Raw genomic sequence first — 13620 nt, forward strand, 5'->3', positions numbered from 1 at the left:
CATCCCTTCTTTCATATAACACACTTTTTTACAGAATAGTTTCTTTCACATATCGCTCTCCATCTATATCGTCAAAGTACACTTGGGTGATATTTTGAATGAAATAAACCGATAAAATTCGCTTCAAATCCTCTTTCCTTGCCAATCGTCCATTAAAGCCATTGTCTTTCAACAGCTTTTCCACTCTGCCAATTACAGCCAATACTTCTTCTTGGCTATTCTTTGCCCTTGCCACCAACAAGAACTCCCTTGCCGATGCCATTTGCACTTGCACACGATCCAGATAGGTCAATTCCTGTTCCAAAATCTCACGGACTCTTGAACTTTTTTCTTCTGAAATGCGTTGTTTGTAAAAATGTTTGTTGCTATCAAAGTTTTCTCTGGAATTGATACATGCCATCTCCAAGCCATCTAAAGATTTCAAAATTGCAGTTAGATTTCGTATCTTTGTATGCACTGCTCCTTCTGAAAGCACTGCAAGGTTATCTGGTTGCAAAATAAAAAACACCAAAGTTTCATCCTCTAGTGTTTCAATGCTCGTTTCATTTATATTGGCTATCCCCACCATATCTCGTGTGGACTTTTCTTTTTTGAACCACATTTCTCAAAACCTCCAATCAAACGTCTGCTGTTCCTTCATAAAAAAGCGAAATGCAAACTTGATATAGTCTGCGATTGTCACTTCATTTTCACTACGAACGGTCAAAAATCCATAGATTGCAACCAGCACCAATGGCAACATCACGTCTATCACTGCCAAAATCACAGCGGATAAAATCGCACCAATGAGCAGTATGGTAATGTCTTTCAATGACCACAGTGCGAACTTGGACTTTTCTTTTAAATTACTTGGGTAAATGTACATTTGCTTCATCTCCTTATTTTTTAATCAATCTAGTGACCGCCTGTGTAGAATACATCACACTCATCATATTCACATTCATGCTGGTATCTAAGCCAAAGTTATTGGCAATTCGTGGCACTTCCGTTGCCGATAGCATAACTCCAATTCCCAACAACATATTTGCATTAAAGGTCACAAGTCCAGCAATTAAAATGATGGTTTGTAGGAATGCGGTCATGCAAAGAGCAATCACTTGTTTGCACCAATTGACAAAGCCATCGCCATATCCTCGTGGCACAGAAAACATATATAAACTGCCTACCCCCATCAAAATAATGAGTATGCCACCACGTTTTAAGTTTGCGAAAAACACCTTGACCACAGCATAGCCAATCATAAATGCCAAGACAATCTGTATGAATATCCCACCCGTAATCAGTTGAAATGAGCCTGCAACCAATTCACCAATGGCACCATAATCATCTGGTGATGAAGTCAAACTGGTCAAGCCATAAATCAGTTTCCCAGAAAGATTCACCGAAAAGGTGTACAGCTCGATTGGAATTATTGTAAATAAGCTAACGGCAAAAAAGCCTTTTAGGATATTGAGTCCCAAGTCTTGTATGGTATTTTTGCCCTTTTGTGCTTCGATTGCCATGTCAAAAACAGCCACCACAATGCCCACAATGAACAAACACCAAGCGAATTGGTAAAAAAATAAGAGCAGACCTTGAATCCAATCCATCTCAAATAATTCTGCACCCATTAAATTCATCATAGTAAAAAACTCACCAAAAAATTCGATAATGCTCCCATAAATCCAATCGCAAAATTGATCTAGAACACCATCCACCGCCAAATCAAACACATATATCACCTCCACCCAGTGCCAACGCAATGCCTTGCATGATGTACTCAGCACAAGGAATTGCAATGCTATTGCCCAGTGCTTTGTATCTTGGGGAATCGGCTGCACCATCAATGTTCGTCCAGTTGTCTGGGAAACCTTGTAATCGTTCACACTCCAAGGGTGTCAATCTACGAACTAAATTTCGGCTGACCGATAAGTTTTCACTTCCACCACCCAAATATCCACCACTGGCACAAAGTGTGCTGATTTCATCACCATATCCACCATAAGAACTTTGTCCAAACACCTGTTGTTGATCTACGATACATTTATTTGCACCCACATATTGGTTGTTTGGACCTTTGTCATCGGTGGCACAAATTGCACCAACCACATCTTGGTATGGCTCTGGTTTGTAAACCGAATGCACATCTGCGGTAGTTAAAGTGTATGCAATATCACTTTGACAACCCAATCCATTGCCACCATTTTTCACATCTCTATTGATGGTGTTGGCTGCAATGCAATAGCTTTCTTGCACAATGGCAAGTCCTCCTTGAGATTTGTTTGGATTGGGATTTGCTGTATCTAAGGTATGAGATGTGTCTGTTTCATTTATGATGGCTTCGATTCCAAAAGCTATTGGTTCTGCAACAAATGGAGTATTATTTCCGCCTGTTCCATAGATGGCAGATATGGTTGGTGCTACATCAAGTGGCCCTGTGTACCTTGCATCCTTTGCATGATTTTCGTACAACTCTTGTTTGATAATCGGCAAATGACCACCCATACTGGCTCGCAAAGTTCCAACCATATCTTTGGTAACATTCATGCATTCACCACCTTGGTCGGACAAACAATACAGTGGTTCTTTCACAAATGTTTGCATCTGTATGTTCTGTGTTGCAAGCAAGGCACCAGACAATCCATCCAAGTCAATCCCCTCATTTCTTTGATTGATGTGGTAACTTTTGAATTCATCATCCACCATTTGCACCTCTGCCATTTGCCCTGATTGAATCAACAATGCATCTTTCAACTGCTTTGGCAATTCCTTTCCTCTGCTTTCAGCTCTCCTTAAAATTCCCAAGCAAGCTGTCTTGCTCAAATAGTATTTTGGGTTGTTCAATACTTTTGGTAAACCAAAAGTCAAAACCTTCGGTTTTGCTCCGCCTTCTTGCGGATATGTGGAATGTCCTCCAAAATCTGCCACAAGAAACACTCGATTTCTTCTTTGGGGGACACCCCAGTACCCCGCATCCAATACTCGCCAAGCAACGCTGAATTTTCCTCCCAAAATGCACCCAGCAGATTTCCATACCCCTCCCTCAGGTCGAGGTATAAGTATGGTGCTGTCAGCAATTTTGCACGTTTCTTCCAAGACCGCCTTGAAATCTTCGCCACTTTGGGAGGAGAACACACCCATGACGTTTTCCCAGAGCATATATCTTGGTCGAATAAATTCAGCTGCATTTCCTCGTTTTTCATCTGCATCCCTCATTTCTTTGATTATTCTTACTTGTTCCATAAATAGTCCTGAACGCTCCCCAGCTAAGCCTTTTCTGGCTCCCGCTAGGCTCAAATCTTGGCAAGGACTCCCGCCACAAACCAAGTCCACAGTCGGTATTTTTGCTCCATCCAGTTTTGTAATATCACCCAGATGCAACATATCTGGAAAGTGTACTTTCGTCACTTCCATTGGAAACTTTTCGATTTCCGATGCCCAAACAGGCTTGATTCTATTTCGTATGGCAGCAAGTGGAAAGCCACCAATCCCATCAAATAATGAACCCATTGTCATTTCTTTTTTGATACCACCACCTCCTTCACAATAAAAAAGGAGAGTTTTCACTCTCCAAGTTGTTTGTCTATTGATGTTTACATTGCTTCTATTTTATTTGTTTCATTGTGTTCTTCGTCCTCTAAGGCTTCTAAAATCAAGCCGATGATAAAGTCTTTTTGCTTCATTCCTGTTTTCTGCAAGTGGTCTTTGATTCTCTCGAATAGTTCTTCTGGGATTTGCAGTGCAAGGGTTCTGGTGTCTTTTGTCATTGGCTTTGCCTCCTTCATTCGATAAAATTCTTCTAAGATTTCTGTTACATATTGGCTTGTTGTGATGCCTTTTTTCTCACGCTCATCACTGACTTTCTGGTGTAAGGCTATTGGAATCTGAGCACATAAGTTCTTGGTTTCCATTTGGGTTCATCTCCTTTTCTGTTTTGTAAACACACAATACTCGAAGTTTGAAGTATAAGCTATACCAATATGTAACAAAATCTAATTCTTTTTTACTCTAAGTATCATAATTTCACAAGATATGCTAAGATAGTATTAAAGAATAAATCATCTGATTTTGAAAAGGAGATGTTTAATATGGATATCAAATCTATTGACTTGATACTGCAAAACCTTGAATCCGATCTACATAAATATGAATTTATTGTAAGCCAAGTTCATAACACAGATTTATCCTCAAATAAAGAATTCCAAAAAGCATTTAATGGTTTCTTCAAGATGCGACAACGCTCGCAAGAATTCTACACCCTTTATTTTTCTTTGTTTGAATCTTTAAAAACACAATCACCAGATTTTTCCACTATAATAAAAACATTATACAATGAAACAAATCGTGTCGAAGCATCTTTTTCTAGTAAAATGCTAGCGACTATTGATCCAACCTATCCCATATTAGATAAATTTGTTTTGCAAAATTTCGGTCTAAAACTGCCATATCCATCCGCTAAAAATAGAATCGAAAAAACAATATCCGTATACGACGATATTATTAATCGTTATCAGTCTTTTATGGGGACAAGTGAGTGCACAGAATTACTCCAAAAATTTGATGCTCAATTTCCTAATTCAACCATAAGCGATATTAAGAAAATAGACTTTGTTTTATGGAAATTGCGATAATTTGCTAAATCCCTAAAACATCCCAAAAGATACTTATATTAGATTGGTATTTTACAAAAGAAACCCAATTGACAAGTTTCTATACATAACACTTCGTATATCTCCCACTGTTTTGGTGATACTGAACTATAAATATAACTTTGGGAGGTATTTATGAATACAGAGCAAACCATCAAATGGCTTTATGATAAAGCCTTAATTGAGCAAACCATTTTGAAATATGCAACAGCTGCTGACCTACGTGATTGGGATTTGTTAAAATCCATCCTCTCCGATGAAGTCTACATCGACTTCACTACATCTGGAGGTCCTTCTATGACAGTGACAAATGACCAATATATTGGACAAGTGACTTCTCTAATACCAGGGTTTAATGTTACACAACATCAGTTAACAAATTTTGTAATTGATATCAATGGTGACACTGCAAATACTGTAGTTTATATGCAAGCTGAACATTTTGTTCAGGAAGGCACAAGTGAAATCGGTCGAACTATTGGCGGATATTATACGCACAAACTGAAAAAAGAAAATGGCAATTGGAAAATATGCTCACTGAAACTAACTGCAACTTGGGGACGTGGAGATATGCGTGCTTTTGAGATTGCTAATAAACGTGCCAATTCATAATTCTATGCCAAATACCAAATATCCATCTAATCATAAAACACACCTACAACATATTAAGTGCTGTGGGTTTTGTTCTATCAAATCCCTAAAATATCCCAAATATAAAGCGGTGCTGTCAGGGCAAACATCAACCCAAAGAACAAAATAGCAAGTGGCATAAAGTCAAACTCACCATGTTTTTTGTAATCGAAATAACTTACTGCAAGTTTCACAAACAGCACAATCACCAGAATCATATCCACCACAGGGAAGATAACCTGATTGGTCACCTCTTTGATTTCCAGTGCTGCTGCTTTCCAAGTTTCCTCAATAGCGCCAGAAACATCTGCTGCATATACTTCATTTGCAAATAAAAAAATCAGTATTACAGCCAAAACAGCAACACCGAAATACAACATCATTCTTTTTTTCTTTGTCATATATTCACTACCTTTCTTTTAAAAAACTATGGAACCTCAAAATCTGAAGTCCCATAGCCATTTTTAAGTTATGCTATTCTTGTTTGATTCATCAATACCCTGTTTGGGGCAATGTTACATAGGTTGGATTGAGTCCAAATACAGTGGTGTTCCAGCTGGTTGTTCTGGATTCCCATTCATTTCCATAACGTCCACCAACTTCTGCACGATTGATGATTTGATACCCACTAGGCATAGTTGGCAACACTTGACAAAATACACTAATGTTTTTTGTTTGGGCAAAGCCTGAGCCAACGCTGTCAAACTCAAAACGCACATCAGTTACATACTCGCCATTTTGCAAACCAAGCACATTGGAATGTAAGCTAAACTCATAATCATTTTCCGTCAGCAAGTTATCGGCAAGCACCATATAATCACGATAATTGGTTTTATAGGTGATTGTGTAGTACCCACGTTCATTGAATGTACCGGTTGTGATTTTGAGAATTCTTGTGGCATCTGTTGGGATTCTATCGTGGATATAGAAATCTTCTATGCTACCAGAAGAACCATTTTCCACACCATAAATTTCATAGTGAATGGTGCTAGATGGCATAATCTGAACTGGTCCTTTTTTCTGGATACTCAAATCCAAATCTATGCTACTGTTCAACACTTCAAAGCGAATGATATCTCCATTGTGTCTAATCTCTGCCAACAACATTGTATCATTCAGTGCATAGTATCTCGGTGCAGAAACCTCTTTGATGGTATAGACACCCACTGGCAAAAGTGAGGATGCTGCCACACCATCGCTATCAGATGTGATTTGATCCACCAAGTTTCCAGTGATGTTATAAATCTCAAACACTGCACCACTAAGGGATGAGCCTGCTGGCAAGCCTGTCAATTCGTTGTATTCTGAAGATCGTTTGGTAATTACAATCTGACCTGCTTGTGGTGTGTTTTCCCAAATGATTTCCGTAGTTTTTCCTTCCTTAACCCAGAAAGTTTTCACTTCATCATCACCAATATATCCTTCGGCTGCTTCAATTTCTCTTAGTTTATACTTGCCATCTTCCAAGGTTTTGTCCAGCCATACATACCCATTGTTATCACTTTCGTATTCACCGATTGGATCATTGTCTGCATCGTACAAAAGGAACTTTACTCCGCCAATACCCTCTTTGGTTACGCTATCAATCTTACGAATGAACAAGGAGGACATTGGTGTATTTTCCACTTCCACTGTTGTTCGTTGTCCGTCTATCATAGTGAATTCGATTGCAGTATCTTCGATTTTGTAGCCATCTGCTGCTTCTGTTTCTTTCAAGATATAATCACCAGATGCCAAGCCTTCTACTGTAATCAAGCCATATTTATCTGTTGTATAGTAGCCAATTTCTTCCCCATTCAGTTTGGTAATCAAAAACTCTACGCCCTTAATGGGTTCTCCTGTTTGGCTATCAATCTTTTCAATGACAAGGTCAGAATAAGGTTCATTCAACACTTCCAAAACCGTTTCTTGTGTGCTTTTCACCTCGACTATCTTTGGTTCATTATCCAGATGATAGCCTGTCGGTGCTTTCTGCTCTGTCACCTCATAAAATCCATCTTCCAAATCTTCCACGAAAAATGTGCCATTGTAATCTGTTTTGTAATCACCTACATATTCCCCATTCAGCTTGCGTACCTCAAACTCTGCATCTGCAAGTGGTTCTCTGGTTTCGCTATCCAGTTTGATGATTTTCAAGCCACTGAGTGGTTGATTGGAAAAGGTCAATTCATAGGTTTTGCCATCTGTACCAATGTCAATGGTCTTAGCTGTTGAGTTGATGACATACCCTGATGGTGCTTGGATTTCTGTCACCACATAGCTATCTGGCTTCAAATTTGGAATCAGGATTTCACCATTTTGATCTGTGGTATATTCCCCATTGCTACTGCCCACAAGTGTGCCATCACCTGTTGTCACCTTGAACACTGCACCAGCCAAAGGTGTACCATCGTTTTCATCCACCTTATTGATGAGAAGTGAACCATATGGATAGTTGGTAAAAGTCATTTCTACGATACTCGTTCCGTCTGCCTTTAACCATGCTTGTTGTTGGCTATTTTCTGATAGCAAGTAGTTGGTTGGTGGATCAACTTCTTCCACGATATATGCACCTGCGGTCAAGCCTGTTACCACAACAATCCCTGAATTATCTGTGGTATATCGACCAATGATTGTACCTGAGTTGCCAGAAATATCTTCCGAAACTTGACGCAATTCAAAGACTGCACCAGCCAACATCTCAGAAGTATTTGCATCCACTTTTTTGATGACAATGCTGTTCAAAGGATAGTTTGTCACACCACCTGTATAGTCACTTCCACTTGTAATGATTGGTGTTGTATCGGATGATGTTAATTCTGTATCCGTTGCTGTCAGTGAATTGGATTGACTATCATCACTTTCTGTTTTATCTAAGGTCAAATAGGCATTTTCGCCCTCTGACAGATAAATGCGTGTTGTGGGATTGGATGGCAAACTGAATCCTTGGGCTGGTATGGTTTCCGTCACAATGTACCAACCACTCTCTACATTTTCAATGACGATTTTGCCACTGGCATCGGTTTTGTAAGTGCCTAGATTTTCAATGCCACCATCTGGATTTTCATATTGAATTTCAAATACAGTGCCTGCAATGGGTTCATTGGTCAATCCATTGATTTTTGTGACAATCAGCGTAGGATTCTTTGTATTCTCAAAGACCAAAGTTTTTGTTTTGCCCCATTCCAAAGCAATATCCTTGTGTTGGGTATCCAAGATATACCCTGTTGGAGCAGAGATTTCTTCCACAGTATACACAGCTTCGTCCAAATCCCTGATGACGATTGTACCTGTGCTATCGGTGACATACTCGCTGACTGTCATATCCTCCGTTTTGGTAACTTTGAATGTTGCACCAGCCAAAGGTTCATTTGTCACAGCATCAATTTTCATAATCTGCAAAGATGGTCGCAAACGATTGGTAAACATGACTTCCACCAACTTGTTTGGCTCAAGGTAGATATCTTTGCTCTCTGTTTCCAACAAATATCCCTTTGGTGGAGCAGTTTCTGTGATGGTATACCACCCTTCTTCCAAACCTTCCAAACGAATTTCGCCCGATTTATCTGTTGTCATTTCGTGGATTGTGGTTTCACCTTTCTTTGCAATATTGAACACTGCATTTGCAAGTGGCATTCCTGTATCTTCGTCAACCTTTCGTACCAAAAGCCCTGGTTCTGCTTGATTTTGCATGGTAAGTGTTGCAATTTCCCCGGCTACTAACTTGATGATTTGTGGTGTATCATCCAACAAATATCCATCTGGTGCAACCAATTCTGTCACTGTATAAGTTCCAGATTTCATGTTGGAAAGATAGGCAACACCGCTGTTGTCCGTTTGCACATCAAAGGAATTGCTGCCATCGTCCAAAGCCACACGGAATATTGCACCATCTTAGCCACCCATCCATAGCCCGTACCCGCAAAAATCCTCTTATTTTGCGACTTTCTTCTTCATCGTCGTCACCAGAGCTTCGGCTATGCCATCCTCCTCTTCATCGAAATTCATCAAAATAAGAGAATTTTTGTTCGCAGAAGTTTTTCAGCCTTACAATCTTCGAGAACAAGGCAGACGATTGAGGCGTACCCAAAAGGTACGGTGATTGAGGATAACGCAGTAATCGGAGCTTGTAAGGCTGAAAAACCGTGGTACGGGCTATGGATGGGTGGCTATTTTCACCAGTATCTGCATCCACTTTTGTGATTTCCAACCTGCTTTCTGGCTCATTGGCAAAAGTGACCGTGGTGTCCCTATCTTCTTCCAAGACCACATCTTGATGAGGATTATCGTCCAAAACGTAACCATCTGGTGCTACAATTTCTTCAATATAATAAGCACCCGTTGGCAAGTCTTGGATATTGATGCTACCGCTATCATCTGTCACATATGTGCCAATGACTCCGCCTGTGGCATTGGTTACACGAATCACCGCACCAGAAAGTCCATCATTTGTTCCAGCATCCACCTTCAAAATGTTCAAGCCTGTTGTTGTGGTAGTAGGATCATCTGGATCGGTTGTGTCTGTTGTTGGCGGTGCGCCCTCGTCAGCAGAATAGGTGATATCTACCCAAGAATCCCCATTGTATGTTGGCATTGGTGCAACGTAATAATCTTGCGTATCATCATGTGAGTTTCCATACATAACTGACTTATTCTCCAATGTTGCTTTCACCAAAACTCGGAAAGTCCCTTCTTCTGTGATGCTATCCTTTGGGATTTGAATGGAAAAAGAATTCTCTGTGCCATCAAACTCCGTCTGTTCTTCCCCTGACTCCGAAAGTACCACTGTACCATCTGGTACATCACCACTGAGCACAATGTAATAGCTTTCCAACTCCACATTTGATGTCAATTCATAGGTTTGTGTGTAGTAATCACCTTCTTCTTGCAAAGTTGGTGATGTGGGTGTGGTTGCCAACCAAGTATTGTACACATACTCATTGGCACGTCCAATGGCAACAAGGTTTTTCATGGCTTGCTCCACCGCTGTGTTTTGGCTACCATTGGCTGCCCAATCATCCAAGTCACTATAGTTGTCATGCACCACTGCCCATACCGCCATTTTAGTTGCATAGTAGGCTTCGTACTCTGTGCTGACACCCAACTCCGCTGGAGATTTATAGGGATAGCCATTTGTAATGACACCCCAAACTTCTGGATTTTGATCCAACTGATCCACGTCTACATCGTAGGTATGGCTTGCCATTTCTTCCACCCCTGGCTTGTCTGGGTTGGCACAATAAGCTGGCAATTCTTCGCCATCCTCAGTTTCATACACAATCATTGCTGTTGCGAAGTTATCTGCATCAATGATGCCTTTCCATGTCATAAGCTGTGCACCTTTTTCAGCTTTCATATAGAGATTCACTTTGTTCAGTGCTGTATCCAATGATGTGCCTGCAAAAGCAGTCAATGCCGATGAAAGCATCAAAATCATCGACAACAACACGCAAATCCATTTTCGATTTCTCATTTTATCATCCTTTCCAAAGAAAAAAGACCTCGATTTACAAGGTCTTAGTGATGGTTATATTGATTGATTCAACTATTTATTTCATTTGTTATTCACTCATTAAGATTGACGGAAACATATCCAGACAATCTCAAGTTTGTATCCTTGCTAAATTCCTCGAAACTTTCCTTTCTCACCACACCATCTACATTTGGTGTAAATACATCCAGTTCTGTATCGTACTTTCCATTTGCATCTGTGTAGTAAATGTAGGTTGGATTACCAGCAGCATCCCTTTCGATATATTCAATGAATACCACATGACCTGGGTGCGTATCATTTGCATCTATTGGGATGTATACCGCTACTGAATGTTCTTGTGGTTGATTGATGTCATATTCCATAAGAAATTCGTCCATTTCTTCAGCTTTTGCAATCCACCCTTTGGCTGCACCACTGATATGCACTTGTTTGTTGGTTACTTCTCGCAATCGCCCATTGGCATACCAAGCACATTGCCCAAGGGAATAGGTGGCATATGGCTCGGTATAGCTAGATGCGTAATCCAGTGGTAGGTTTTCACCTTCTTTCATAATGTTTCCCAGTACAATGCCTACTTCTGGTGGCTCGGTTAGCAATTCCACTTTCTGTGTTTCTATTTGCATTGTTTCAACTTCTTCCAACTTTTGCTCGTGAATGATAGTTCCATTCTCGTTTATGAGCAATACCTCTCCAATCCGTTCTCCCAAATGGTTATATAATCCATAACCACCAATGATATTTCGTTCTGCTGCCAAAACCTGTGTATTAAGTGCAATTATCATGGCAAGTGTAAGTGCAAGTTGTTTTTTCATATGATCAGTTCCTTTTGACTTACACATTACCATGAGTTGGTTGCAATAGCTATGGGGAAAACTCAATCAATTTCTACCCCTTGTATCACCAATCTTTTGTCACTTTGATCTGCAACACAAGTAATCAAGGTGATACGATTATCAACAGTGTATTGCAACTTTGTCCAATCCGTATCGGAGATGATACCAATAAAATCCACCTCATACTCTCTTGTGCCAAGGGTTGTTTTGTATTCGATGATGTCACCCAGTTCCAAGTCCTCTAAATCACCAAAGTAATCGTTTGTACCTCGATTATGCCCAAGCAAACCAATATTCCCATCCCAAGCAGATGTGGACGCAACGTGTCCAATGCCTTTTGCCATTGCTTCGTAGGTATCACCATCATAGGCAGTGACTTTCAAATCAATTGCATCAATGGTGAGCGTTCCAATGCTACCATCTTCGTTTCGCACATCTGCAATACCTGTGGTTTGAAACAGGTTATAGGATTCGTACTCAGTGGTTTCTGAGATATATTGGTATTCGCTGGTCGACTGCCCTGTGATTGTTCCACTGGAACTTGCCACATAGGTACCACTGACAGGTGAATTTTTCGGTGCATAAGTGGTGTAATTCTCTGTTTCCTCACTTGGCACAATGATGTTTGTACCATACTCCGATGTGTAGGTTGTTTGTGGTGTCATATCGTAAATGTCATATAGATAGTCTGCCACTTCGCCACCAAAGTTGAGAAAAGACGTGCCACCGATGACAAATTCTTCTGGATTTTCTGTTGTATAGGTGTATTCCAAAGATTCCCCAAAGGCATAAGCAGAAATGGGCAACATCATACAACAAAGCAGTAACAACAAAAGCCTTTTCATTCTTTTATTCCACATCCAAAACACCTCCCATGTCCAGCTCGAATTCATACTCTTGGTTGCGTTTTTTGACCATATGTTTGACGGTCATATCTTTTAAGGTGATGGAAATATTTCTACCATACAACTCTTTTGCAACTTTCTTATCCAAAATAAAACGGAATGTATGGGATTGGATCATGTCCTCGAATTCGTTCAAATCCACTAAAGGATTTTTTACGTCAATGGATTGTTTTCCAAGGCAGAAATACTCTCCATCAATCAAGTTGTAAATATCCACACCTTTCTTGGATTTCAAATATAAAAACCCTAACAATCCAAGTCCACCAAGAATCAACAAACCACCCACACAGGAAATGGCAATTAAATATGAGGGCAATCCATCATCCATTTTTGTACCCACATAGGTGATGATATAAGTCACTGTATCCACTTGATTCTTGGATACTTCCCCCTCGTATATCGCTTTGGAAGTGTAACCTGTTGGCACTTGTTTGGAGAATGTTTTGGAATAGGTTCCCACTGCTTTGTACTCCGTTGGCACAAGGCTATCGCCACTCAAACTGGTTGCCATAACATCAAACTGAATGTCTGTCAGTGGCAATGTTGTGCCATTTTTCAAACTGGTTTGCGGTACATAGGATGGATCGGGGTACATAAGCCCCGGGATTTCTTTTGTGTCCGTAATGGTGTAATAGCTGGTTTCGTAGCCGATTGCTTCGGTTGTGATGCTGTTGGCATTGAGTGTCAACTCGCCTGTAAATCCGTCTGCATCATATGGCTTTGTTTGTGGGAACAATCGGATGATGTCCTCCAACTGATCCGACTGGGTTTCCACAACTTCTGATTCCGTAACCGCCTTTATTGTTGTGCCTTCGTTTTCCACTTTTTCCACAGTTTCATAGGAAAATAAAAAACCACCATCGGTGAAATCAGATTCAATCAAAGATTCTGACTCAATGTCCGTGGTGGCTTCAAATGTTTTTGTGATGTATTCTGTGCCATCAATGTTTTGACGCTCCACATCTTTGGGTACTGATGCACTAGCAAACACTGTAGTTGCACATAATACACTCATCATAAATATACTTGCGATACGCTTCATATGGTTCACTCCTCATTTCTTTTGTCCTTTGCTACGCCTTCTTGGGGAACAACGCTTGTGGAATTGCACCTTTGCTTGTGTTTGCACTGGCTTTGCTGAAAACTTGCCT

General features: G+C 40.3%; 13 protein-coding genes. 2 read left to right on the top strand and 11 right to left on the bottom strand.

Translation table 11 applies throughout. The features are described from left to right. Positions 1–28: 28 nt before the first annotated feature. The 5 genes from MJY40_RS10885 to MJY40_RS10905 all read right to left on the bottom strand — a co-directional run bounded on the left by MJY40_RS10885 (position 29) and on the right by MJY40_RS10905 (position 3890). A complete protein-coding gene (locus tag MJY40_RS10885) occupies positions 29–601 on the bottom strand; it encodes a hypothetical protein (protein ID WP_317854268.1) in 573 nt (190 codons plus the stop codon). 3 nt (positions 602–604) lie between these two features. Beyond that, complete coding sequence (locus tag MJY40_RS10890) at positions 605–865, bottom strand: hypothetical protein (protein ID WP_317854269.1); 261 nt, start codon at positions 863–865, stop codon at positions 605–607. Between the two features lie 13 nt (positions 866–878). After that, positions 879–1718 (bottom strand): conjugal transfer protein TrbL family protein, encoded by an 840-nt coding sequence (locus tag MJY40_RS10895; protein ID WP_317856419.1) that lies wholly within the window; start codon positions 1716–1718, stop codon positions 879–881. Next, positions 1705–3495: a DNA cytosine methyltransferase gene (locus MJY40_RS10900; protein ID WP_416387502.1), complete on the bottom strand. Its 1791-nt coding sequence runs from the start codon at positions 3493–3495 to the stop codon at positions 1705–1707. Before MJY40_RS10900 ends, MJY40_RS10895 begins: the two co-directional genes overlap by 14 nt. A 77-nt stretch (positions 3496–3572) precedes the next feature. Continuing rightward, a complete protein-coding gene (locus MJY40_RS10905; protein ID WP_317854271.1) occupies positions 3573–3890 on the bottom strand; it encodes a 4-oxalocrotonate tautomerase in 318 nt (105 codons plus the stop codon). Between the two features lie 177 nt (positions 3891–4067). On the opposite strand from MJY40_RS10905, the gene MJY40_RS10910 reads away from it, so the two are divergent. Both MJY40_RS10910 and MJY40_RS10915 read left to right on the top strand, forming a co-directional pair. Beyond that, positions 4068–4610, top strand: a complete 543-nt coding sequence (locus tag MJY40_RS10910; RefSeq protein WP_317854272.1) for a hypothetical protein — start codon at positions 4068–4070, stop codon at positions 4608–4610. A gap of 153 nt (positions 4611–4763) precedes the next feature. Further along, the gene (locus MJY40_RS10915) at positions 4764–5240 is read left to right on the top strand and encodes a nuclear transport factor 2 family protein (RefSeq protein ID WP_317854273.1); all 477 of its coding nucleotides are present in this window, start codon (positions 4764–4766) and stop codon (positions 5238–5240) included. A gap of 77 nt (positions 5241–5317) precedes the next feature. Here MJY40_RS10915 and MJY40_RS10920 read toward each other — a convergent pair whose 3' ends face one another. The 6 genes from MJY40_RS10920 to MJY40_RS10945 all read right to left on the bottom strand — a co-directional run bounded on the left by MJY40_RS10920 (position 5318) and on the right by MJY40_RS10945 (position 13511). Next, positions 5318–5659, bottom strand: coding sequence for a DUF3852 domain-containing protein (locus MJY40_RS10920; RefSeq protein WP_317854274.1), 342 nt, complete (start codon positions 5657–5659; stop codon positions 5318–5320). 91 nt (positions 5660–5750) lie between these two features. After that, entirely contained in the window at positions 5751–9113 is a 3363-nt protein-coding gene (locus MJY40_RS10925; RefSeq protein WP_317854275.1) for a SpaA isopeptide-forming pilin-related protein, read from the bottom strand. Between the two features lie 118 nt (positions 9114–9231). Beyond that, positions 9232–10710, bottom strand: a complete 1479-nt coding sequence (locus MJY40_RS10930; RefSeq protein WP_317854276.1) for a SpaA isopeptide-forming pilin-related protein — start codon at positions 10708–10710, stop codon at positions 9232–9234. Between the two features lie 92 nt (positions 10711–10802). Continuing rightward, positions 10803–11543: a CHAP domain-containing protein gene (locus tag MJY40_RS10935; protein ID WP_317854277.1), complete on the bottom strand. Its 741-nt coding sequence runs from the start codon at positions 11541–11543 to the stop codon at positions 10803–10805. 62 nt (positions 11544–11605) lie between these two features. Next, complete coding sequence (locus tag MJY40_RS10940; protein ID WP_317854278.1) at positions 11606–12424, bottom strand: class D sortase; 819 nt, start codon at positions 12422–12424, stop codon at positions 11606–11608. Then, positions 12414–13511, bottom strand: a complete 1098-nt coding sequence (locus MJY40_RS10945) for a hypothetical protein (RefSeq protein WP_317854279.1) — start codon at positions 13509–13511, stop codon at positions 12414–12416. The genes MJY40_RS10940 and MJY40_RS10945 overlap by 11 nt, the downstream gene beginning before the upstream one ends. Positions 13512–13620 lie beyond the last annotated feature (109 nt).

Origin of the sequence: Chakrabartyella piscis, assembly GCA_030067835.1 — a bacterium.
GTDB classification, from domain to species: Bacteria; Bacillota; Clostridia; order Lachnospirales; family Anaerotignaceae; genus Chakrabartyella; species Chakrabartyella piscis.

Coding starts and splice junctions, on each gene's coding strand:
- MJY40_RS10945 (WP_317854279.1), bottom strand. CDS start 13,511: ATGAAGCGTATCGCAAGTATATTTATGATGAGTGTATTATGTGCAACT.
- MJY40_RS10885 (WP_317854268.1), bottom strand. CDS start 601: ATGTGGTTCAAAAAAGAAAAGTCCACACGAGATATGGTGGGGATAGCC.
- MJY40_RS10930 (WP_317854276.1), bottom strand. CDS start 10,710: ATGAGAAATCGAAAATGGATTTGCGTGTTGTTGTCGATGATTTTGATG.
- MJY40_RS10915 (WP_317854273.1), top strand. CDS start 4,764: ATGAATACAGAGCAAACCATCAAATGGCTTTATGATAAAGCCTTAATT.
- MJY40_RS10890 (WP_317854269.1), bottom strand. CDS start 865: ATGTACATTTACCCAAGTAATTTAAAAGAAAAGTCCAAGTTCGCACTG.
- MJY40_RS10920 (WP_317854274.1), bottom strand. CDS start 5,659: ATGACAAAGAAAAAAAGAATGATGTTGTATTTCGGTGTTGCTGTTTTG.
- MJY40_RS10940 (WP_317854278.1), bottom strand. CDS start 12,424: ATGTGGAATAAAAGAATGAAAAGGCTTTTGTTGTTACTGCTTTGTTGT.
- MJY40_RS10935 (WP_317854277.1), bottom strand. CDS start 11,543: ATGAAAAAACAACTTGCACTTACACTTGCCATGATAATTGCACTTAAT.
- MJY40_RS10900 (WP_416387502.1), bottom strand. CDS start 3,495: ATGACAATGGGTTCATTATTTGATGGGATTGGTGGCTTTCCACTTGCT.
- MJY40_RS10905 (WP_317854271.1), bottom strand. CDS start 3,890: ATGGAAACCAAGAACTTATGTGCTCAGATTCCAATAGCCTTACACCAG.
- MJY40_RS10910 (WP_317854272.1), top strand. CDS start 4,068: ATGGATATCAAATCTATTGACTTGATACTGCAAAACCTTGAATCCGAT.